This is a genomic window from Sulfuricurvum sp. (genome assembly GCF_030691015.1).
Lineage (GTDB): Bacteria > Campylobacterota > Campylobacteria > Campylobacterales > Sulfurimonadaceae > Sulfuricurvum.
The window spans coordinates 24936-46029 of sequence record NZ_JAUYFF010000005.1; the positions used below are offsets into that span (position 1 = coordinate 24936).

The 21094-nt window shown below is 44.9% G+C and carries 19 protein-coding genes and 1 pseudogene; 18 read left to right on the forward strand and 2 right to left on the reverse strand.

What is annotated here, in order from left to right:
• Positions 1-97: 97 nt before the first annotated feature.
• The 7 genes from Q8O20_RS06090 to Q8O20_RS06120 all read left to right on the forward strand — a co-directional run bounded on the left by Q8O20_RS06090 (position 98) and on the right by Q8O20_RS06120 (position 9164).
• Entirely contained in the window at positions 98-1336 is a 1239-nt protein-coding gene (locus Q8O20_RS06090; protein ID WP_305530432.1) for a hydrogenase small subunit, read from the forward strand.
• Positions 1329-3104 carry a nickel-dependent hydrogenase large subunit gene (locus Q8O20_RS06095; RefSeq protein WP_305530433.1) on the forward strand — a complete coding sequence of 592 codons (1776 nt, stop codon included), beginning with the start codon at positions 1329-1331 and terminating at the stop codon, positions 3102-3104. The genes Q8O20_RS06090 and Q8O20_RS06095 overlap by 8 nt, the downstream gene beginning before the upstream one ends.
• Before the next feature lie 10 nt (positions 3105-3114).
• The gene (locus Q8O20_RS06100) at positions 3115-3831 is read left to right on the forward strand and encodes a cytochrome b/b6 domain-containing protein (RefSeq protein ID WP_305530434.1); all 717 of its coding nucleotides are present in this window, start codon (positions 3115-3117) and stop codon (positions 3829-3831) included.
• Positions 3832-3922: 91 nt separating this feature from the next.
• A complete protein-coding gene (locus tag Q8O20_RS06105; protein ID WP_305530435.1) occupies positions 3923-5845 on the forward strand; it encodes a hypothetical protein in 1923 nt (640 codons plus the stop codon).
• Positions 5829-8087 (forward strand): carbamoyltransferase HypF, encoded by a 2259-nt coding sequence (gene hypF / locus Q8O20_RS06110; protein WP_305530436.1) that lies wholly within the window; start codon positions 5829-5831, stop codon positions 8085-8087. Before Q8O20_RS06105 ends, hypF begins: the two co-directional genes overlap by 17 nt.
• Positions 8077-8634, forward strand: coding sequence for a hydrogenase maturation protease (locus Q8O20_RS06115; RefSeq protein WP_305530437.1), 558 nt, complete (start codon positions 8077-8079; stop codon positions 8632-8634). The genes hypF and Q8O20_RS06115 overlap by 11 nt, the downstream gene beginning before the upstream one ends.
• Positions 8634-9164: a HyaD/HybD family hydrogenase maturation endopeptidase gene (locus Q8O20_RS06120; RefSeq protein WP_305530438.1), complete on the forward strand. Its 531-nt coding sequence runs from the start codon at positions 8634-8636 to the stop codon at positions 9162-9164. Before Q8O20_RS06115 ends, Q8O20_RS06120 begins: the two co-directional genes overlap by 1 nt.
• Here the strand turns inward: Q8O20_RS06120 and Q8O20_RS06125 are convergent.
• Positions 9145-9837: a transposase gene (locus Q8O20_RS06125; RefSeq protein ID WP_304738786.1), complete on the reverse strand. Its 693-nt coding sequence runs from the start codon at positions 9835-9837 to the stop codon at positions 9145-9147. The two genes, Q8O20_RS06120 and Q8O20_RS06125, sit on opposite strands and share 20 nt — an antisense overlap.
• A gap of 128 nt (positions 9838-9965) precedes the next feature.
• Between Q8O20_RS06125 and Q8O20_RS06130 the strand changes: the two genes are divergently transcribed.
• From Q8O20_RS06130 to Q8O20_RS06180, 11 genes and pseudogenes are all read left to right on the forward strand, one after another.
• Positions 9966-10607 (forward strand): hypothetical protein, encoded by a 642-nt coding sequence (locus Q8O20_RS06130; RefSeq protein WP_305530439.1) that lies wholly within the window; start codon positions 9966-9968, stop codon positions 10605-10607.
• Between the two features lie 34 nt (positions 10608-10641).
• On the forward strand, positions 10642-11442 hold the full coding sequence (hypB, locus tag Q8O20_RS06135) for a hydrogenase nickel incorporation protein HypB (RefSeq protein ID WP_304738780.1): 801 nt from the start codon (positions 10642-10644) through the stop codon (positions 11440-11442).
• A 3-nt stretch (positions 11443-11445) separates the two neighbouring features.
• The gene (locus Q8O20_RS06140; protein WP_305530440.1) at positions 11446-11739 is read left to right on the forward strand and encodes a HypC/HybG/HupF family hydrogenase formation chaperone; all 294 of its coding nucleotides are present in this window, start codon (positions 11446-11448) and stop codon (positions 11737-11739) included.
• Complete coding sequence (gene hypD / locus Q8O20_RS06145) at positions 11736-12881, forward strand: hydrogenase formation protein HypD (RefSeq protein ID WP_305530441.1); 1146 nt, start codon at positions 11736-11738, stop codon at positions 12879-12881. Before Q8O20_RS06140 ends, hypD begins: the two co-directional genes overlap by 4 nt.
• Positions 12878-13876, forward strand: a complete 999-nt coding sequence (hypE, locus tag Q8O20_RS06150) for a hydrogenase expression/formation protein HypE (protein ID WP_305530442.1) — start codon at positions 12878-12880, stop codon at positions 13874-13876. Before hypD ends, hypE begins: the two co-directional genes overlap by 4 nt.
• A gap of 12 nt (positions 13877-13888) precedes the next feature.
• Entirely contained in the window at positions 13889-15568 is a 1680-nt protein-coding gene (locus Q8O20_RS06155; protein ID WP_305530443.1) for a hydrogenase maturation protein, read from the forward strand.
• A gap of 2 nt (positions 15569-15570) precedes the next feature.
• A complete protein-coding gene (gene hypA, locus Q8O20_RS06160) occupies positions 15571-15912 on the forward strand; it encodes a hydrogenase maturation nickel metallochaperone HypA (protein ID WP_304738764.1) in 342 nt (113 codons plus the stop codon).
• Positions 15913-15915: 3 nt separating this feature from the next.
• Positions 15916-16665: a DUF695 domain-containing protein gene (locus Q8O20_RS06165; protein WP_305530444.1), complete on the forward strand. Its 750-nt coding sequence runs from the start codon at positions 15916-15918 to the stop codon at positions 16663-16665.
• 102 nt (positions 16666-16767) lie between these two features.
• A complete protein-coding gene (locus Q8O20_RS06170; protein ID WP_305530445.1) occupies positions 16768-18198 on the forward strand; it encodes an NAD(P)/FAD-dependent oxidoreductase in 1431 nt (476 codons plus the stop codon).
• Positions 18199-18336: 138 nt separating this feature from the next.
• On the forward strand, positions 18337-18723 hold the full coding sequence (locus tag Q8O20_RS06175; RefSeq protein WP_305530446.1) for a PAS domain-containing protein: 387 nt from the start codon (positions 18337-18339) through the stop codon (positions 18721-18723).
• Positions 18724-19540: 817 nt separating this feature from the next.
• Positions 19541-19843: pseudogene (locus Q8O20_RS06180) on the forward strand (methyl-accepting chemotaxis protein); the annotation flags it as partial.
• On the opposite strand, the gene Q8O20_RS06185 reads toward Q8O20_RS06180, so the two are convergent.
• Positions 19833-21023 carry an EAL and HDOD domain-containing protein gene (locus tag Q8O20_RS06185; RefSeq protein WP_305530447.1) on the reverse strand — a complete coding sequence of 397 codons (1191 nt, stop codon included), beginning with the start codon at positions 21021-21023 and terminating at the stop codon, positions 19833-19835. The pseudogene Q8O20_RS06180 and the gene Q8O20_RS06185 sit on opposite strands and share 11 nt — an antisense overlap.
• Positions 21024-21094 lie beyond the last annotated feature (71 nt).

A 21094-nucleotide genomic window follows, 5' to 3' on the forward strand; every position in this document is an offset into this window, starting at 1 on the left:
ATATCTTTTTTAAATAAAATTTAGGTTTTAAATATTCGTTTAAGTTATCCAACCGTACAATGGTGAATGACCATTCATAAAATACGAGGGAGAGATCATGTCTGATAAAGTAGAAGCAGTTAAAAAACTGTTTACTTCCCAAAGTTCGCGAGTCGAAACGAACAAGGGTGATACGTATTACCAGGAGTTGTTCGACAAGTGTGAGGCGAGATTGAACGAGATGCGCTCACATCAGCCGGCTAATAAGCTCGACTTTACCGATCTTTTAGAAGATAACGGGATTGATAGACGAGAGTTTATGAAATGGGCGAGTGCAACAACAGCGATGTTAATGCTTCCCCCTATGTTTACTCCGCTCGTTGCCGATGCGGCAGTGTTGATGAACCGAGCACCGGTTATTTGGCTTGAACTCCAAGACTGTGCCGGTAACTCCGAAGCCCTTTTGCGCGCAGACGGGCCAAAAATTGATGAGATTGTGTTGGACATTATCTCATTAGAATTTCATGAGACTCTTCAAGCCGCATCAGGACATCAAGCTGAAAAACAGCTCGAAGAAGCGATGGAACATTTCAAAGGGAAATATCTTCTTTTCGTTGAAGGTGCGATTCCGATGGCAATGGACGGTCAATACGGGACTATCGGTGCTAAGGGTGAAACATTCCATGATCACTTAGTACGCTGTGCCGAAAATGCTGCGGCAGTTGTCGCGGTAGGAAGTTGTGCAACGTTCGGAGGGATTCCTGCTGCTGCTCCGAATCCTACCGGTGCGGTTGGGGTTATGGATGTTGTTAAAAACAAACCTCTTATCAATATCCCGGCATGTCCGGCCAATCCGGCCAATATGGTCGGAGTCATTTTGCATTATGTTTTGACAGGACAGGTTCCTGAACTTGATTCACTTCTTCGTCCTAAATTTGCATTCGGCTATCGTATCCACGATAACTGCGAACGCCGCGCACACTTTGATGCGGGTGAGTATGTTGAAGAGTGGGGCGATGTCGGAGCTCAAAATAACTTCTGTCTTTACAAAATGGGATGTAAAGGTCCTATGACATTTAACAACTGTTCAATCGTCCGCTATAACGAAGGGGTTAACTGGCCTATCGGAGTAGGACGCGGTTGTATCGGATGTTCGGAACCCGATTTCTGGGATAAATATGCGTATGAGCGTCCGATGGCGGATGCAAAAATTAAAGCACCTACGGGTGGTGTCGAGAAAACCGTTGACGAATTTGGTTTGGGCATGTTGACCGCAGCCGGTATCGGTATTGCGATCCATGCAGCAGCCAGCACCGTAGCAGGTAAACGAGAAAATTCAGGAGAGAGCCATGAGTAAGCACATTGTAGTTGACCCTATTACCCGTATCGAGGGACATTTACGTATCGAAGCGGTCATTGATGAGAATAACACGATTGTAGATGCCTACAGTGCATCGACTATGTTCCGTGGGATAGAGACAATTTTACAGGGACGCGATCCTCGTGACTGCGGACTTTTAGCAATGCGTATTTGCGGTGTATGTACCGGAACCCATTATCAACGCTCTATTGAAGCGGTAGAGGATGCGTTTAATATTACGATCCCTAAAAATGCCCGTATCGTTCGTAACTTGATTCAAGGTGCATTGTATATGCATGACCATGTGGTCCATTTCTATCACCTTCATGCGCTTGATTTCGTTGATGTTGTTTCAGCACTTTCGGCTGATCCTGCTAAAACTGCGGCAGAAGCACGTAAATGGGCGAGTGTTGCCGGTGAATCTCCGTTTATTGACGGTGAGAGCGAATTTAAAGCGATTCAAGATCGTGTGGCAAAATTTGTCAAACAAGGGCGTTTAGGGATTTTCGGAAACGGCTATTGGGGCAATCCGCATTATAAATTGACTCCGGAACAAAACCTTATCGGTGTTGCCCACTATTTGCAAGCATTGGATATCCAGCGCGATATGGCAAAAATGCAGGCGATTTTCGGCGGTAAAAATCCGCATCCACAATCGATTGTTGTCGGTGGTGTAACGTGTGTTCAAGATATTCAAAATCCTGCTCGTATTGCGTTGTTCAAATCACTTCTTCTAGAAGGGACAAAGTTTATCAAACAAGCGTATTTACCGGATGTTTACATGGCCGGCACAATGTATGCGGGCGAAGCGACAGATTCTAAAGCGACGTTCAGCGAGCTTGTCGGAGGCAAAGGGGTCGGCGGAACCGGTGGAGGACTCTTGAACTTCATGAGTTACGGTGATTTCCGTCTCGATGATACCGGTTTTTACAAATCAGCCCTCCTTTTCCCTAAAGGGGTTGTTATGGGCGGAGACATCTCTAAAGTCCTTCCGTTGGATGAAGAGAAAATCGCGGAAGACGTGACCCATGCATGGTACAAAGGGGATAAACCTCTTCACCCGTATGAGGGGCAAACGATCCCAGAATATACCGGTTTGGATAAACGTGCAGACGGTATCGCGTATCTTAAAACCAAAGAGAAATACAGCTGGATCAAATCTCCGATTTACAACGATGCTCGTGTTGAAGTCGGGCCGTTGGCTCGTATGGTGATCGGTGTGGCGGCAAAAGATGAACGCATTACTAAATACGTGACCAACTTCCTTAAACGGGGAAATCTTCCGGTTACGGTATTGTTTAGTACGGTTGGACGTACTGCCGCTCGTGCTATCGAGACGGAATTGATGGCGGATGTTATGCTAGAATGGATCGACGAACTCGCTAAAAATGTTCTCACTGGCGATAAGAGTACGTGGACGGAATTTGATTTTGATGAAGTGAGTGTGAGTGCAAAAGGACGCGGTATGGCGGAAGCTCCGCGTGGAGCACTCGGACATTGGGTGAGCATTGCAGATGGAAAAGTCGTTAACTACCAAGCGATTGTCCCATCAACATGGAATGCGGCTCCTCGTGATTATAAAAATCGTATGGGAGCATACGAAGCAAGTTTGATCGGAACCAAAGTGGCCAATCCTGAGCAACCGTTGGAAATTATCCGTACCATTCACAGTTTTGACCCTTGTATCGCATGTGCGGTTCACGTCGTCGATACCAAAGGTAAAGAGCTTGCTGTTTACAAAGTAGATAGCTCTTGCAGTATCTAAGGAGAGAATAATGAAACAGGGGTACACACAAGTCAAACGTATGACACCTGCAATGCGCATCATCCATTGGGTGAATGCGATTTGTATGATCGGTGCCGTCGTGACGGGTCTTTATATCGGACATCCGTATTATCAGACATTTATGGCTGATGGTGCCGTTGATAAATACGTCATGGCGTGGAATCGTTACGGACATTTTATTATTGCGATTATTTTCGATGTAACATCGGTTATTATCGCTTATCTCTATTTTTTCAGCCGTTTTGAAAAACCGTATAAGAAATTGGTTCCGAACACTCAGAACATTACCGAATTTAAAGCGGTATTGGTTAATTTGCTAACGTTAAACCGTAAAAAAGAGTTTGATTCATCTCATGCGGACAGTTTCAACACCGTCTATTTTACAGTTTTTCATTTGCTGTTGATTTGGATGCTTTTAACCGGACTGCAAATGTACGTACATGGATTGGGATCAGGGCTTAGCTCTATCGGTGCATGGTGGCCATGGATGTTGCATTTGACAACCGATTGGACGATCTGGATCTGTGGCGGAACACTTATGGATGTTCGAATTTCGCATCATTTTACGATGTGGTTGATTCTCTGCTGGGTAGTTTTTCATATCTATTATCAAGTATGGAGAACTATTTTTTGGAAAGAGGCGGATATTGCTATTGTTATCGGCGGCTCTAAATTTGTCAAAGACGATTCACTAAAAAGTGAATAGATGCAAGTGCGGGCTTTAGCCCGCCGGCTCTGTTTTTCCTAGATTCCCGATGGGGAAGCAATGAAAGATAGCGCATACAATAAGGATTATTATGGCATTCACGTTAGAGGTAATCACCTCTTTTTCACAACCGACGATTAAAAATTATCTGATTTCAACTATTCGCTCCTTCGAGATGAAAGCGGTTGTACACCAACAAAAAAATAAAATTATCTGTGCATTTAACAGTGGCGATGAAAAACTCCAAGAGTGTTTGGAAGAGATCGCTTCGACGCTCCCCGCATCCTCTTTTATGAGCAGTTCCCAGTATTACGATATGGAGGGAGAACCTGAAGAGATTCCCGATTTTACGGTAGAGTATCCGGTGGCTTTGGGCTTATGCCCCAGCTGTCAAAAAGAGATGTTTGATCCCTCATCTAAACGCTACTATTACCCGTTTACCCAATGCACCCATTGCGGAGGGCAATACGCATTTTTCGAACATTATCCCTATAAACGCGAAAATACCGTTTTTTCGTATCTCAAACCCTGTCCGACGTGTGAAGATGAATCGAAACAGTTAGGCCGCCGTGAAAAACAGGTTCTTAACTCATGCCACACCTGCGGTATCCCTGTAAAACTTATCCATAAAGATAAAGAGCGCTATGCGAACGATGCGGGGAGTTTTCGTACCCTTTTTGAAGTTGCGGCCAAAGCATTGCGCGACGGTAAAACCCTTCTCGTGAAAACAACAATGGGGTATCGACGATTTTATCGCTCGCAGAAGCTGGAAGAGGGTTCGGTTCTGATGCTGGTGAATGCCATGAAAATCACCGAATTTTGCTCTCTCATTAACGATGAGTTCAATGCATTGCTTAGTATCGAGCGTCCGATTTTGCATGTAGCCCTCAAAGATGAGACACTGCGCAGTACCTTCGGAACTTCCATTGATGTTAAATACCCCGATGAGGGGTTTTCGATTCTACTCGCCAAAGAGCTTACCCTTTTGGGGGTTGATTTTATCGCATATGAGGCACTTGAGAGAGCAGCGGAAGCCGATTTTGTGATGGAGTTTGATCTGGAACTCAATCATCAGAGCGATATGCATCTTTTCATCAATAAAGATATAAAATTTATCACCTCGGGTGAGCGGGTCTCGTTCCCCTCTCGCCTCCCTTATGGAAGAGATACGCTCAGTATCGCTCACGGTTTGGTCGGGATCAAAGATGCAAAAGGGATGCTCTTCGATCAAATGGGACGTTTCACTTCCGCCTCTACTACCAAAGTCAATCAGCTTGAAACCGAAACACCTTCGGTTGAATCGGGCAATTTCCATACCATGGCTCCGGATGAGGCTTCGTTTATGTCGGTCATTGCCGAGCACAATAAATTCGGAACCAAAGTTGTCGGTGCCTATTTCGAGGGGGAACCCTCCTTTTTATATTATGACGGTAAAAAGGTGATTCGTGTTGTCCCGCCGAAGCATTTTAGCCCTATCGGATTAATAGACGCTCTGAAAACACTGCGTGAGGGATCGGATCGCCTGATCAGCAATGTTGAGAAACATCATCCTGAACTCTATGCGCTTCTTTTGAGAATCGAGAAGAGCGATGTGAATCTCTTTGATGCGACGGCCATACTTTTGGGGCTGGAAGAGGAAAGTTTTAGCGGAGTGATGAAAGAGGCATTGAAATTTATCGGCAAGGGCGGTTTACAGATCGATACAAAAGTCGAAGATAACCGTTTTAATCATTTTGCCTTTTTATCGAGCATTATTAGTTACCGCCTTGCAGGTGTCGATTCAGTTTATCTGAGCTATTCTATCTTCGAATCTTTCGGAGATTATTTCAGTGAATTGTTAAATGAAATCAAAGGTAAAACGAAAGCAAACGATATCGTGTTGTGCGGATCGTATTTTGCCGGACAATCCCTTTTTAGCCGATTGCAGAGAAATCTGAAAGCGTCTGCGGTGCTAATGAATATGAGTTATCCGATCGGGAAGGAAAATTGCGTTGTCGGTGGAGTCTTTTTATAGCACGAGTGTCCGTATCATTGTCAAAGGGATAGTGCAGGGGGTCGGATTTCGACCGTTTGTCTATCGTGAAGCTCTCCGTTACGGAATTACAGGGTTTGTCTGTAATACTCCTGAGGGGGTGGTGATCGAAGCGCACGGGAAACATTGTGAGCAGTTTATAAAAGCACTGAGAGAAAATCTCCCCGTCCAAGCCCGCATCGACTCGATGGAGATCGAGCCGTGCGAATTTGCCGAGTATACGGGTTTTGAAATTCGAGAAAGTACTCTGGGTTTAGGGTCTGTTGCGATTCCTCTCGACAGTGCACTTTGTTTTGCATGCCAAACCGAAATGGATGATCCCTCCAATCGCCGTTACCGTTATCCCTTTATTAACTGCACCGATTGCGGTCCCCGCTATACCATCATCCAAACCCCGCCGTATGACCGCGTCCGAACGTCCATGAAACATTTTACGATGTGTAAACAGTGTGAATCCGAATATACGAATCCCGCCTCTCGCCGTTACCATGCCGAACCGATTAGCTGTCCGCAGTGTGGGCCACAATTGAAATTCCTAGATAATAAGGGAAATGAGATAGCGGGAGAGCCTATCGATTTGGCAGTCGAAATGCTCAAAGCGGGAAAAATCATTGCCTTAAAAGGGTTGGGGGGATTTCATCTGATGTGCGATGCCACGTCGGAGCGTGCCGTGAGTGAATTGCGACTGCGCAAGCACCGTAAAGCCAAGCCCCTCGCGGTGATGTTTGGGTCACTCGAGCAACTGGAAACGTATGTATCGATCAATGAGGTGGAAAAAAGCCACATCACGGGCTCTATCAAGCCTATCGTGATCGTTGATGCACAATCGGGGACAAATCTATCCCCTCAGATTGCTCCTCATATTGAGAGGTTGGGGGTGTTCCTCCCCTATACGCCGCTGCATCGATTGTTGTTTGAATCGATCGATTTCCCCCTTGTCGCGACGAGTGCCAACATTAGTGATGAGCCGATTATGATCCGCTCCTCTGAGATTATCAATCGGCTGAGTCATGTCGTGGACGGAATTTTGGATCATGACCGTACCATTATCAATGCTCTAGATGATGCTGTCATTCATATCGCAGAGGGGAGGGTCGTGATGCTTCGGATGGGACGTGGATTCGCACCGCATACCTTTGCGCTATCCGAAGCCCTAACCCAAGATATTTTAGCCCTCGGTGCCCATCAGAAAAGTGCCATTGCGCTGGGGGTCAAAGAGAACATGATCCTCAGCCCCCATATCGGTGATTTGGGGAGTGTAGAGGCGGATGGGTATTTTGAGCGGACAGTGCAGACCTTTAAACGATTTTATGATGTTGAACCCTCACTCTTGGTGCATGATCTCCATCCTCAGTACGCTTCGAGCGCATACGCGCTGACGCAAAAAAGAGAGCACTACGGAATTCAGCACCATTACGCCCACATCTTGGCGTGTATGGCGGAGTACGGTTTGGATGAAAAAGTGCTTGGATTCGCGTATGACGGAACAGGTTACGGAGAGGATGGAAGCCTCTGGGGTGGAGAGGTGATGATTGCCGATGTACACGCTTTTGAGCGGATCGGACATCTAAAACCGTTTGCCCTCTTAGGCGGAGATAAAGCGATCAAAGAACCCCGTCGGATTGCGTTGTCGTTGTTATTTGAGATCTATAGTCTTGATGAGGTGCTAACTCTGAAATCGCCTACGGTTGAAGCGTTTTTACCGCATGAAATACGGACTCTGCACCACATGTGGGTGAAAAATATCAATGCCCCGCGAAGTTCTTCCATGGGACGCCTTTTTGATGCCATAGCGAGTTTGGGCGGATTTATCCAAAGCCTTGATTATGAGGGGCAGGGTGGGATGATGATGGAGTCTTTTGTCGATGATTCTACGTATGAACCCTTTGAATTTAGTGTTATCGACGGAGAAATTGATTGTGTACCGATGGTCAAACAAATTATGAGTTTAGGGGCTGATGCTAATGCAAAAGGGCTTATTGCCAGCCGTTTTATGGCTACCGTTGAAGCCATAATGCGCTATTTTGCGGATGCTTATCCCGCATTGCCCATTGTTGTCGGCGGAGGGGTATTTCAAAACCGAGCCTTAATGTGCCGACTTTATCGTCATTTTGGAGAGAAGCGGTTTTATGCGCAACAGCAAACGCCGATCAATGACGGATCTATTGCTTTAGGGCAGCTTTATTATGCACTACACAACACAAAGGAAAAGAATGAACGCTAACGTCGCATTAATCGGGTCAGGAAACGCATTTTTTATGGACGAGGGGGTCGGGCTTTACGCAGGGAAATATCTCAAAGAAAATTTTACGTATGAACCCGCATTGGATATTATTGACGGTGGGACGCTTGGGTTTGGATTGATGCCGTTGCTCCAAGAGTATGAAGTCGTCATTATCGCCAATACCAGCTCTGATGATTCACAGGCGGTAGGGACAGTTACGGTGTTGAGCGGTGAAGAGCTGATCGCCAACCAAGGGATCAAAAAAACAGCCAACGAGGTGGAAATTACGGAGATGCTCCAAATCTGCTCGATGGCAAATCATTGTGCGTCAACCACCATGATCAGTATTGTTCCCGAAGATATTATCAGTGTCTGTGTCGATGTGACACCTGCTTTGCGCGAACACTGGGAGAGATATATCGATGTGATAGTGGAAGAACTCACGAAATGCGGTATCACGGTTACGCAAAAAAGCGATGTGATGAGTTTGGATGAGATACTCGAGCAGTTTGCCAATCCGAGTATCGAGCATGGTAAAGGGTTTTAATGTCGATTGTCGTATTGGGTGTCGGAAATGTGCTCGAAGAGGATGACGGCGTCGGTATTTACGCATGCGCCTATCTCAATGCCAATTATACATTCTGCCCTGAAATCGAAATCATTAACGGCGGGGTAGAGGGGATTAATCTGCTCAACCTCTTTTTGGAGAACGACCGTATTATCATCCTCGATACGATCAATCTCGACGATGAGGCGGGGAGTATCTACAATATCCCTTCCTTTGAGCTGAGCGGTTACGGGCTTAACAGCGGCGGTGCGCATGAGGTCGGAGTGATGCAGTGTCTGGATATGATTGAATTGATGGGACATCCGCTCCCAGAATCGAACGTTATCGGAATTATCCCCAAAAGTATTACGTTTGAGATGGGGTTGAGCGATAAGCTGAGTGAACAGTTTAGTACCTATATAAATACAGTTATTAACTATCTTAAAACCATAGAGATCGATGTGACACCGAATGAGACACATACGAGTTTAAACGAGATTATCGAAGCGTTTAAATACCCAACCCGCTAGGGCGAAAATAGAGTTTTTCGAGGATATCAGCTCGTTGCTGCTGCGGGGTATTGAACTTAAACTCCGCCTCTTTGAGATAGTAGGGGAAAAACTCATTACTTACCCCTTTAAAAGGTGTAATAAACTGTTCAAAATAGTGCCAAAACCTTGTTATGACATTATCGTGTTCGGATATTTTAATGATTTTACTGGTTCGCATGAATTTTGAAAACTCTTTGGTGTAAACCTCTTCGAGATTATCTTCTAAGAACTGTTGTTTGAACACTCCGAGTGAGGGCATGAGGAGAGTGTAAATAGAGTTTCCGTATCCGAATGTCAAAAAGTTATGGGAGTCGAAGATAGCCGCTTTGTTGTGCCGTTTTGATTTTTCGAGGTAGAGGTACTCTTCATATTGAGACTCTTGCGTGCGAAAGGTTTCATATTGAGCTTCACAATATTCAGCCGCTAAATGGCGGAATTTTTGATAGTACTTGAGTGTTGTTACATAACTGAGATTGAGAGTTTTAGAGGTAGCGAGGGCATTTTCATCACAGCAGAAGAGTTGAATCAAGGATTTGATTTGATCAACGCGCATCGGGCTGTATTTTTTTTTACAGACAGAGCACTTGACCATCCCGTCACTTAGCTGATAGAGGGGATGATGACAGTAAATACAAGGAATAGAATTTTTCATAAAGAATAGTGTAGCGTAACATCGGTTAAGTTCTAAAAATATATAAGAAACGAGAAGATTTAGGTTCTTTTTACGGAAAGTATCTATAATTATTACTTCTGAATGATGATTCATAAAAGGGAATAAACATGGAAATCGGATTGATGATTATTTTTTGGTACGGAATATTACACGCTTTCGGACCTGACCATTTAACAGCCATAGCTGATTTTTCGATCGGAAAAGAGGCAAAAAAAACATTTATGATTGTGAGCGCCTTTGCGGTGGGACATGGACTGATGCTTTTTATGTTTGCCAAGCTGCTTCAATATTTTTCTATACCTGAGGGCGTGATGGCGTATGGAGATGTCATCGCTTCCAGTGTGATAGTATTTATAGGACTCTATCTTCTGTATATGGTCTACCGAAACAAAATCCATTTGCATTCACATGTACACAATCAAAAAAAGCACGTTCATATCTGGTTCGGCAATGAACATGAACACAAATCTTCCGGCGGTAGCGGATCAGCATTTAGTGTCGGTGTCTTGATGGGGATAGGCGGGGTGCGCGGAATGTTGGTAACGCTTGGAATGATGCAGGGGCAGAGTGTTGATGTGTCGATGATTCTTGCCTTCATTTTAGGTGTTATGGTCGTATTTTTGAGTTTTGGATGGGTCATAATGTGGATCAATAAAGATATACTCACCAATATCAAAAATGTACGTCGAGCCTTTGCTACGGTGGGAGTTATTTCTGTCCTCGTAGGCGGAAATATGCTTTTGGCATAATATATAGAAAATTTAAATAATAAGGAATTTTAAAATGTGTAAAGATTGCGGATGTTCCATTACGGATCACGATCATCACCACGACCACGACACGCATCATCATGATCACGGAGATCATGACCATCACTCCCATACGCATCATGCGGCGCATGAAACACTGCATCATAATCCGCAGTTGAACGATTCTAAAACGATTGCGGTCATCAAAAAGATTTTGGATAAAAACGATCAGGAAGCGCACCATAACCGCGAACATTTTAATGAGCACGGGGTATTAGCGATAAACCTTATGAGCTCACCGGGAAGCGGAAAAACAACCCTTTTGGAGAAAATGGCAGATTTGGCTCCGTTTAAATACGGGGTGATTGAGGGGGATTTGGAAACCTCACGCGATGCCGATCGCCTTATCGCCAAAGGGATCAGTGCGGTACAGATTCAGACGGGAAGCGCGTGTCATCTGGACGCGTTTATGGTTCATAAAGGATTGCATGATCTGCCGTTGGCTCCTTTGGATGTCTGTTTTATCGAAAATGTCGGAAATCTCGTCTGTCCGGCGAGCTACGATGTGGGATCACATTTGAATATCGTCCTCGTCTCTATCCCGGAGGGGGAAGATAAGATCGCTAAATATCCGGTGATGTTCCGTTGTGCTGATCTGATTCTTATCACAAAAACCGATCTCCTCCCTTACTTTCAATACGATATCGAACGTGAAAAAGCCGAAGCGCGAAAGATCAAACCGAACGTCGATATTTTGGAAGTGAACATCAATGATGAAGCGTCGATCAAAAGAGTGATCGAGTGGATTGAATTTAAACGAAAGATGAGAGCCTAATTTATGTGTTTATCGATTCCCTCAAAAGTGGTCAGCATTGACACGGAACAAAATATTGCAACGGTTGATACGATGGGAATCCAACGTACTGCCGGCCTCGATCTAATGGAAGAGGGGACAGTTGCAATCGGCGATTATGTACTGCTACATATCGGATTTATCATGAACAAAATCGATGAGGAAGATGCACTTGAATCGCTTCGGGTCTATCAGGAAATATTGGAAAAACTCGATGAAGAAGATCGCCGTCAAATGGTACTCGATGATGACAATTGTCCCGTGCGTGAAGCGCCATGAGTTCTTTGGAACTAAAAGATCTTTATGACGGATTTCGCAATCCCGAGGTAATTAAAAGCTTTCAAAAACTGATCGCTGCAGAGGCTGAAAAGCTTGGCAGGACGGTGAATATCATGGAAGTGTGCGGCGGACATACCCATACGATCATGAAATACGGTTTGACTCAGCTGTTACCCGAGAATATTAACTTTATTCACGGACCGGGATGTCCGGTGTGTATCATGCCCAAAGAGCGGATCGATCACGCCTATACCCTTGCCATGCAAGAGGATGTGATTTTGCTCACCCTCGGCGATATGATTAAAGTTCCGGGAAGTCACGGATCGCTCCAAGATGCCCGTGCCAAGGGTGCGGATGTCCGTTACGTCTATTCGCCGATGGATGCGCTCAAAGTCGCCGAAGAGAACCCGACAAAAAAGATCATTTTCTTTGCAATCGGTTTTGAGACGACCACCCCGATGAGTGCCGCATTGCTCGATGTGGTTATCAAACGCGATATCAAAAACATCTTTTTTCATATCAACCACGTCACCGTACCCGAAGTGATGAAAGAGCTGATTGACAGCCGTGATGAACACGTCAACAGTTACGATCACCGTATCGATGCGTTTATCGGACCCTCGCATGTCAGTGTTATCAGCGGATCGAAGATTTATGCGGTTTTCCCCGAACATTACCGTATTCCTGTCGTTGTTGCGGGATTTGAGCCGGTCGATGTGATGGAAGCGATTTATATGATGATCAAGCAGTTTAACGAGGGACGCAGTGATTTAGAAATCCAGTACAAACGGCTTGTCTCCCAAGAGGGGAACCTCAAAGCCCAAGCATTGATCGAGAAGTATTTTGAGAAAGTGGATCTGTTCAAATGGCGGGGGATGGGAAATGTCCCCAACAGCGGTTTGAAACTGCGTGATGCATTTGCGCCGTACGATGCCGAAGTACTTTACAAAGAGGTTCTTCCCTACGATGAGATCGACGATCACAAACTCTGTATCTGCGGCGATATTTTGCGCGGATTCGCAAAACCGCAACAGTGTAGTGTGTTTGGAACGGCATGTAAGCCGAGCTCTCCGTTGGGGAGTTGTATGGTGAGTTCAGAGGGGGCGTGCGCCGCATATTATAAATACGGGAATCTATTATGACAAAAAATATTGTACTTGCCCAAGGCAACGGCGGGGAAGAAAACGCTGAACTGATCTCAAAAATATTTTACAAACATTTTAAAAATGAAATTTTAGAAAAAAGCGAAGATGCGGCGATCATCGACGGGGGGCGTTTAGCCTTTACGACTGACAGTTTTACCGTCAGTCCTATCTTTTTTGATGGCGGGGATATTGGGAAACTCAGTATTTGCGGTACGTGTAACGATCTTGCAATGATGGGGGCAAAGCCGACCTATATGACGTGTGCGGTCATCGTCGAAGAGGGATTTTCGGTCGAAGAGTTGGAAAAGATTGTCCGCTCGATGAAAAAAGAGCTTGAGATTAACGGTGCCGTGATCGTCTGCGGTGATACCAAAGTGGTTCCGCGTGGAAGTGTTGATAAAATTTTTATCAATACGACGGGTGTTGGTGTCGTTCAAAAGAGCGGGATATCTTCGAACAGCGTGAGTGAAGAGGATGTGATCATCGTCTCCAACGAGATCGGCAAACACGGTGCAACCATTTTTGCCAACCGAGAGGGGATGGAGTTCAGCAGTAACCTCCAAAGCGATTGTACGTCGTTGTGGCCGTTGGTCGAAAAACTTCTTTCTGAGGGGATTGCGATAACCGCGATGCGGGATGCGACGCGCGGCGGTGTTGCGGCGGTGCTAAACGAATGGGCGAAACAGTCCAAAGTGTGTATCGAAGTAAATGAAGAGACCATTCCTGTGAGCGACGAGGTACGAGGAATCTGTGAGATATTGGGATTCGAGGCGTACAATCTGGCGAATGAGGGGACGTTTGTCCTCGCGATCAAACGCTCCGATGCCCAGCGTGCGGTGGAGGTGTTAAAAACATTCGAAGAGGGTTCAAAGGCGAGCATCATCGCCTCGGTAACCCATCAGCATGACGGACGGGTTCTCCTTCTCAGTCCGTGGGGATCGAAACGGTTTATGGATTTACCTACGGGTGAGTTATTGCCTCGAATCTGCTAAACGGGATAAACATTGCGTATTTTGTTGGTGGTCAGCGCATTTAATTCTTTATCTCAACGGGTGTTTTGCCATCTCAGAGATCGGGGTGAACAGGTCGGAATCGCTTTTGCGATCACCGAAGAACAGCTCATCACCGAAACGGAAGCGTTTTTCCCCGATATTATCATCGCCCCGTTTTTAAAGAAGAGAATCCCTGAAAGTATCTGGAGTACGATACCGACGTTTATCGTCCATCCGGGGATTGCCGGAGATCGCGGTGCTCATGCACTCGATTGGGCTATCTTGAACCAATCCTCTGAGTGGGGAGTGTGTATACTGCGTGCCAACGGTGAGTACGATGCGGGGGATATTTACGCGCACGGGACATTCGCTATGCCGCAGAGAAGCAAAGCATCCCTTTACCGCAATGAAACGACCAGTCTCTCAATACGATTGGCGGATGAGTTGTTGAGGGTAGTCAATGATTCGACGTTTATTCCGATAGCTCAAGATACGGAGAGCTTGAGCGGTTCGGCGCACAGAGCGATGACGCAGAGCGATCGTCGGATCGATTGGGAAAACGACTCCACCGAGAGTATTCTTACTAAAATCCGATCCGCCGATAGCCATCCGGGGGTTCTGGATACAATCTTAGGGTTGGAATGTACCCTCTACGGTGCTCATCGTGAGGGGAAACTGCGCGGTGGAATCAAAGAAATTCTGGCGAAGCGTGAGGGGGCGATTTGTCTGGGGACGAAAGACGGAGCGATTTGGATTACCCACCTCAAAGAGCGTCATCTCCCCAGTATCAAACTCCCCGCAACCTATGTCCTCAAAGATCGGCTCAAAGGGGTGATGGAAGATCGATTGCCGCTATTTGTTCATCCGACGGTGGAGACGTTCAAAGAGATTACCTATATTGAGCGTGATGAGATAGGGTATCTTGGATTTGATTTTCATAACGGTGCGATGGGTGCCCATCAGTGTGTCCGATTGAAATACGCGTTTGATCATCTGAAACAATCGGGGATTAAAGTCCTTGTGTTGATGGGGGGAGAAGAATTTTTTTCCAACGGTATCCATCTGAACATCATGGAAGATTCGAAAAAATCGGATGAAGACGGATGGTCGAATATCCATTCGATGAACGAAGTAGTCAAATCGATTTTACTGTGCGATGAGGTGCTTACTGTGAGTGCCCTGCGACGTAATGCTGGGGCAGGTGGAGTCTTTTTGGCTCTTGCTGCCGATTTGGTTGTTGCGCGCGAGGGGGTTGTTCTAAACCCCCATTATCAAACGCTTGGGCTTCACGGGAGCGAGTATTGGACCTATACTCTGCCACGCCGCGTCGGAGAAGAAAAAGCGTACGCGTTGACAAGCCGCTGTCTGCCGATCAGTGCTGCGTATGCGCAGGCTATCGGTTTGGTCGATACGGTTTTATCGGAAGATGATGAGACCTATAGAGAAGAGTTACATCGTTATTGTTTCTCTTTGTGTGAGGATGACGAGCGCTATGATGAGCTTTTGGATGCCAAACGTCAAAAAATCAATCACACCGCTTTTGCAGAGGAGATTCAGCGTCATCGTGAGGCAGAACTCGAACAGATGTATCCGAGCTTTTACGATCCTCTCAGCGAATTTAACCGTCTTCGCAAAGATTTTGTCTATAAACTGTGTCCGATACAGACCCCAAATTATTTAAAAGGATTGTAAAAATGCATGAATACAGTATCGTTCAAGCGCTTTTGACACAATGTGAAGATATCGCACGTGAGAATGAAGCCGAATCGGTGAGTAAAATCGTCGTCAAAATTGGGAAGATGAGCGGCGTCGAGCCTCATCTGCTCGAAATTGCGTTTAATACGTTTAAAGAGAAGACGGTGTGCGACGGTGCTGATTTCGTGATGAACGTTCAGCCGTTGGTGATCGAGTGCCGCCAATGCGCTACGGTAACCGAATTGAGTGAGATTTTTTACAAATGCCCTGCGTGTGAAAGTTTGGATGTCAAAGTAATTGACGGTGAAGATATGTTTTTAATGACTTTGGAAATGGAGTAGAAGATGCAAGAATATTGGGAATTATATATTAAAACGATCGATGGCCATCTTGCCTCGGTTTTGGTCAATGCGGGTATTTCGGTAGAACTGCCGAGTGAAGATAAATATTATGTCGGATTTATCAAACTAAAAATGAAAGCGCCCAATGATAAAGGGCTAATTAGCGAAGATGAAGAGGCACAGCTCTCTTTCATCGAAGATAAAATTGAGATGGAGTCTTTGCGATATCGTATCGGAAGTTATGTCGGTAAGATCGTATCCAACGGCGAGATGACGTTTATTTATTATCTTAAACACAATTTTGAATGGCCCGATGCGGTCAAAGCGGCGATGAAAGAATTTTCGGATTATGACTATGAGTACGGTTCCAAAATGGACAGTGACTGGGAAATTTATCATAAGCTCCTTTTCCCTACACCCATTGAATGGCAGATCATTCAAAATCATAAAGTGTGCGACCATCTAAAAACTCAGGGTGATTCGCTTCATTTGAACAGAGCTATTGAACATAAAGCCTATTTTGAAACGGGTGAGCAACGAGATGCTTTTATCACCCAAATCGAATCTGAAGGGTTTAGTATGAAGCATTTAATCGATCCTACGGAAAAAACACCGATGATGGGGGTCAGTTTCTACCGTCAAGACAAACCGTTTTACTACGATATCGATAGTTTAACGCTCCATTTGATCGATCTTACCGTCCGATTTGACGGTGCTTATGACGGTTGGGAAACCAGTGTTGTAAAAATGTAATAGCGATTTGCTGAAAAGTCATTCACTTTTAAGAAAGTTTAATCTATTCACGGCGATAATGTGGGTATTAACGTCTCACAAAAATATCAAAAGGAGCAGAGTATGATCCCTGAGGAAATCATGAAAAAAATAAAAGCGCAAGAGGGGCTTTCACGTCGTGATGCTCTTAAAATGATGGCGCTTTCACCGGTAGCCGCATCGGTATTAGCCGGAGCGGCAGCTCCTACAACGTTGGAAGCATCCGCATCTAACGCAGTGGGTAAAATTGTGATTGTCGGAGGGGGATCCGGTGCATTGATGGTACTTGCTCGGCTACGTCGTGCACTTGCCAAACCGGATATTACGATTATTGCTCCTAATGAGAAACATGTGTATCAGCCGGGACAGATTTTTGTTGCGGCGGGGGAATATGCACCCGAAGATATTATTTTCGATAATACCGGTTATATCGGTGATGATGTGACATGGATTAAAGATGAAGCAAGCACATTTGATCCGGATAACAACAAAATAACAACCAAAAATGGAACCGTCGTCGAGTACGATTTTCTTGTCGTTGCTACAGGGGTACAATACCATTATGAACAAATCGAAGGATTGACTTCGGATATGATCGGTAAAAACGGTATATCAAGTGTCTATTTAAGCGATCTTGCCGCAGGAACGGCAGAGGGGGGGACAATTACGTACGAATGGTTTAAAGCTGTCCATGAAGCGGCAAAAACCTCTAAACCTCGTGTCCTCTGTACGCAGCCTTCGACTCCTCTCAAATGCGGCGGTGCACCGCAAAAAATCCTCTATCTCAGTGATGATTATCTCAAGCGTGATAATTTGAGCGCTGATTTTATATTTGCAACCGCCAGTGACAAACTCTTTAGTCTTCCTGAGATTGATGAGGCTATCCAAAAAGTGCAAAAGGGGTATGGTAATATCACCAACAAATTCGGTCATGATCTTATCCGTATCGATGCAGAGAAAAAAGTAGCAACATTCCTGCATAAATACGAAGTCCAAGGGGAATACGACAAAGACCTCGAAGAATATGACACGATTGAAAAAGAAGATGAAGTTGCAATAGAGTACGATTTTATCCATATCTCTCCTCCGACAGCGGCAGTGGACGCGGTAGCTAACTCACTGCTCGGATGGCAAAAAGGGACGGCCAAAGGGTGGCTCGAAGTCGATCGTGAAACGCTTCAGCATCGTCGCTACAAAAATGTCTTTGGAATCGGAGACGTGTGCGGTATTCCGGTCGGTAAAACAGGGGGAAGTGCACGTCACCAAGGACCGATTGTCGTCGGAAATCTTATTGCGGTTATGGAGAAAAAAGAGCCTGCACTTAAATTTGACGGCTATACGGTATGTCCTCTCAAAGTTTCGTACGGCCAAATCATTATGGCAGAGTTCAATTATGACGGTTTGGCGCCATCATTCCCTCTGGATCCGGCACAGCCTCGATGGGTTTGGTGGGCATTTGATTTGTACATGCTTCAGCCTATGTATCGCTATCTGATGTTAAACGGGTTAATGTAAACGGATATTGTTACTAATTTACACATCATAAACTAATTGACGATGAATATATAATTATTTTCGTTATTTTTAGCCTCTTGGCACATTATTTGCATTAGTATCACAAAGATAACAAAATTTGTTGAGAAGGTGCAGGCAATGGGTAGTGAATATGTACTGAAAGATACTGATTTTTTAGTATCTCAAACGGACGAAAAGGGAAACATCCTTTTTGCTAATGACGATTTTTGCAAAATTGCCGGTTATACGATCGATGAGCTTATCGGGAAGCCTCACAGTATTGTTCGCCATGCCGATATGCCCAAAGCGGCATTTAAAGATCTCTGGGACACTGTCAAAAGCGGGAAGATTTGGACCGGATATGTAAAAAATGCAACCAAAAGCGGCGGGTTCTATTGGGTCTACGCAACGGTTTATCCTAATGTCGGATGCGAAAACGGGAAGTGCGGATATTTGTCATGCCGTCGTAAACCTTCAGAAGATGAAATTTCTGAAGCTGAGCGTCTTTACAAGACTATGGTTTAAGGGCTTAGCGATGAAGAATTCAGTCAAAATAACCATCTTGGTCGGCATAGCGCTCATCGGTGTCCTCATCGGGTTACTCACACAAAGTGTAGGGACTTTAATAGCGGTAGTGGTGATTATGATGCTTACGGCTATTGGGCTTGTCAGTACTTCGGTAGAGGGCGATGAAAAAACACGAAAACAATTGGATGATTTTTTACAGCTTATGCAGTTTAAGCGAAATCGTTTGACCCCGATGGAAGCCCAGAGCGGAAGCATCGAAGAAAAGCTTAATGCGGTTGCTAAAGCACATGAAGAGATGCTTCTTCGTGATACGCTTGTGGCAGGTGAGATGGTGCTTTTAGCGGATAAAGTAAGAGACGGTCATTATATGTGCCGAGTTATGAGTGATACAAAAACCCCTCATGTTCATTTGCTTCGTAAAACGATGAATAGCATGCTGGATGCGACCGAAAAAAATATTGACGGTGCAATCAAAGTTCTTGAAGCATTGAGCGAAGGAAAATTCGCGACTCGTGCCGAGGTAAATGTTGAGGGGAAAATGGGTCAGATGTTGACAAAAATCAACGATCTTGGAATCGCATTGCAGTCGCTGGAACACCAAAATAATGAAGCCAAAGAGATTCTTGATAACAATACCAAGCATCTTAAAGGGACGATTGAAGATCTTCGCTCTACCAAGTTTGTGGAACTCAACGGTATGATTAATTCTACGGTAGAGCGTATACAAAGCGTAGCCGGGAGAGAGCATGAACTTTCCGGAAATCTTCAAGCACTTGTTGGAAATGCTCAGGAGACGAAGGCTATTTTAGTAACGATCGGCGATATCGCCGATCAAACCAATCTTCTTGCACTCAATGCCGCGATAGAAGCGGCACGTGCGGGTGAACATGGACGCGGATTTGCCGTTGTTGCGGACGAAGTACGTAAACTTGCAGAACGAACCCAAAAAAGCCTATCTGAAATCTCTGCAACGATCAATGTCCTGATTCAAGCCATCAACGATAACAGTGAATCATTGCAACAAAACATGGATGAGATGATGGATCTAACCCAGTATGTCGGAACCGTCGATCAAAAAATGGATGAACTTCTGCTCTCTATGGATGCTATGAGCTAAGCTGAGCGGGGGTAACCCCATACGGCTTCAGCACTATTGTCGCTCCGTTCACATCGCCGCTTTCGAGTTTGAGAGATGCGGCATAAATTCTCCCCAATACCCCCGTATGTTCTAAGAGCGCATCTTCTATCTCTGAGGATGGATGAAGTGTTTGCAGTAATGATTCCATCGGAATATTCATAAATCCTTCCAAGAGTGAAAGCATTGCTATCAAATGGATTTGTTCTACTTGGCTTTCAGTAAAATCGGGGGTAATTTTTTGGAGTAATGCAATCATACGATCGATTCTGTTTTGGGCAAAAACAGCATACGAGTTTTTCTCATCAATAGCTTTGGTCCCCGATTTGGAATAAATGAGCAACAGCAACCACTGCATAAGAGCATTTTTCCCAAATCGCTCAATCATCTCCCGTATGGATGTTACCCCCTCTATATGTTCAGGATGGACGGAACGGAGAAATTGAAAGAGTTGAAGCGAGAGAATGCTTTGATGTTTAAAAGCGTCACATATCTCTTCCATTGTCGCATCGTTTTGAAGAAGTGAAAAAATTTTCATTAATTGGACGTACTGCGGATCGATCCGACGCTGTGTGATTAGATGGGCGCGGGCAAAATAAAATCCTTGAAAGTACTCAAATCCGAGAGCTTCATACGCTTCTGCCATTTCGTAGAATTCCACTTTTTGGGCAATGAGTTTCATTTGTCCATAGGGGTTAGGGAGATAGGTGAATTGTTCTACATCGGTTTGGGTGACATCGAATTTGGCAAATTCAATGTAGGGAAAAATCGTAGAAAAAGTTTCGAAATACGAAGGATGAAAGGAAGCATTATCCAAGGCAAACCGATATCCCAGCGCATGGAAATATCGAATCGCTTCATGAATACGGGAATTCATTTTTATCGATGCCGAGAGTTCGAAGACAAATTTTTCTTTGGGAAGGGTACGGAGTATATCGGTTAGGAGCAACGGTCCATCGGTGTTGATAAATGCCGGAAGTTCGCCAAACGCCGAGGATGAACCGATTTGATTGAGTAAATTGACTAATACCGATGCGGTAGCATGTCGGGGGTCATCGATAACGCATTCTCCATAGGTGTTACGATAAAAAAATTCGTACCCTATGATATTTTCCGCACGGTCTAAAATCGGTTGTCGTGCAAGATAAAGATTATTATTCATAAATGTTGCTTTATATTTTAATGTCTTAAGTGTAGCGTAAATTGAGTATCATTTCAAAAACAACAGATGGA

Excerpts from the sequence above, each read along its gene's own strand:
- Q8O20_RS06090 (WP_305530432.1), top strand. The coding sequence starts at position 98 with ATGTCTGATAAAGTAGAAGCAGTTAAAAAACTGTTTACTTCCCAAAGT.
- Q8O20_RS06095 (WP_305530433.1), top strand. The coding sequence starts at position 1,329 with ATGAGTAAGCACATTGTAGTTGACCCTATTACCCGTATCGAGGGACAT.
- Q8O20_RS06100 (WP_305530434.1), top strand. The coding sequence starts at position 3,115 with ATGAAACAGGGGTACACACAAGTCAAACGTATGACACCTGCAATGCGC.
- Q8O20_RS06105 (WP_305530435.1), top strand. The coding sequence starts at position 3,923 with ATGGCATTCACGTTAGAGGTAATCACCTCTTTTTCACAACCGACGATT.
- Q8O20_RS06115 (WP_305530437.1), top strand. The coding sequence starts at position 8,077 with ATGAACGCTAACGTCGCATTAATCGGGTCAGGAAACGCATTTTTTATG.
- Q8O20_RS06120 (WP_305530438.1), top strand. The coding sequence starts at position 8,634 with ATGTCGATTGTCGTATTGGGTGTCGGAAATGTGCTCGAAGAGGATGAC.
- Q8O20_RS06125 (WP_304738786.1), bottom strand. The coding sequence starts at position 9,837 with ATGAAAAATTCTATTCCTTGTATTTACTGTCATCATCCCCTCTATCAG.
- Q8O20_RS06130 (WP_305530439.1), top strand. The coding sequence starts at position 9,966 with ATGGAAATCGGATTGATGATTATTTTTTGGTACGGAATATTACACGCT.
- hypB (WP_304738780.1), top strand. The coding sequence starts at position 10,642 with ATGTGTAAAGATTGCGGATGTTCCATTACGGATCACGATCATCACCAC.
- Q8O20_RS06140 (WP_305530440.1), top strand. The coding sequence starts at position 11,446 with ATGTGTTTATCGATTCCCTCAAAAGTGGTCAGCATTGACACGGAACAA.
- hypD (WP_305530441.1), top strand. The coding sequence starts at position 11,736 with ATGAGTTCTTTGGAACTAAAAGATCTTTATGACGGATTTCGCAATCCC.
- hypE (WP_305530442.1), top strand. The coding sequence starts at position 12,878 with ATGACAAAAAATATTGTACTTGCCCAAGGCAACGGCGGGGAAGAAAAC.
- hypA (WP_304738764.1), top strand. The coding sequence starts at position 15,571 with ATGCATGAATACAGTATCGTTCAAGCGCTTTTGACACAATGTGAAGAT.
- Q8O20_RS06165 (WP_305530444.1), top strand. The coding sequence starts at position 15,916 with ATGCAAGAATATTGGGAATTATATATTAAAACGATCGATGGCCATCTT.
- Q8O20_RS06170 (WP_305530445.1), top strand. The coding sequence starts at position 16,768 with ATGATCCCTGAGGAAATCATGAAAAAAATAAAAGCGCAAGAGGGGCTT.
- Q8O20_RS06175 (WP_305530446.1), top strand. The coding sequence starts at position 18,337 with ATGGGTAGTGAATATGTACTGAAAGATACTGATTTTTTAGTATCTCAA.
- Q8O20_RS06185 (WP_305530447.1), bottom strand. The coding sequence starts at position 21,023 with ATGAATAATAATCTTTATCTTGCACGACAACCGATTTTAGACCGTGCG.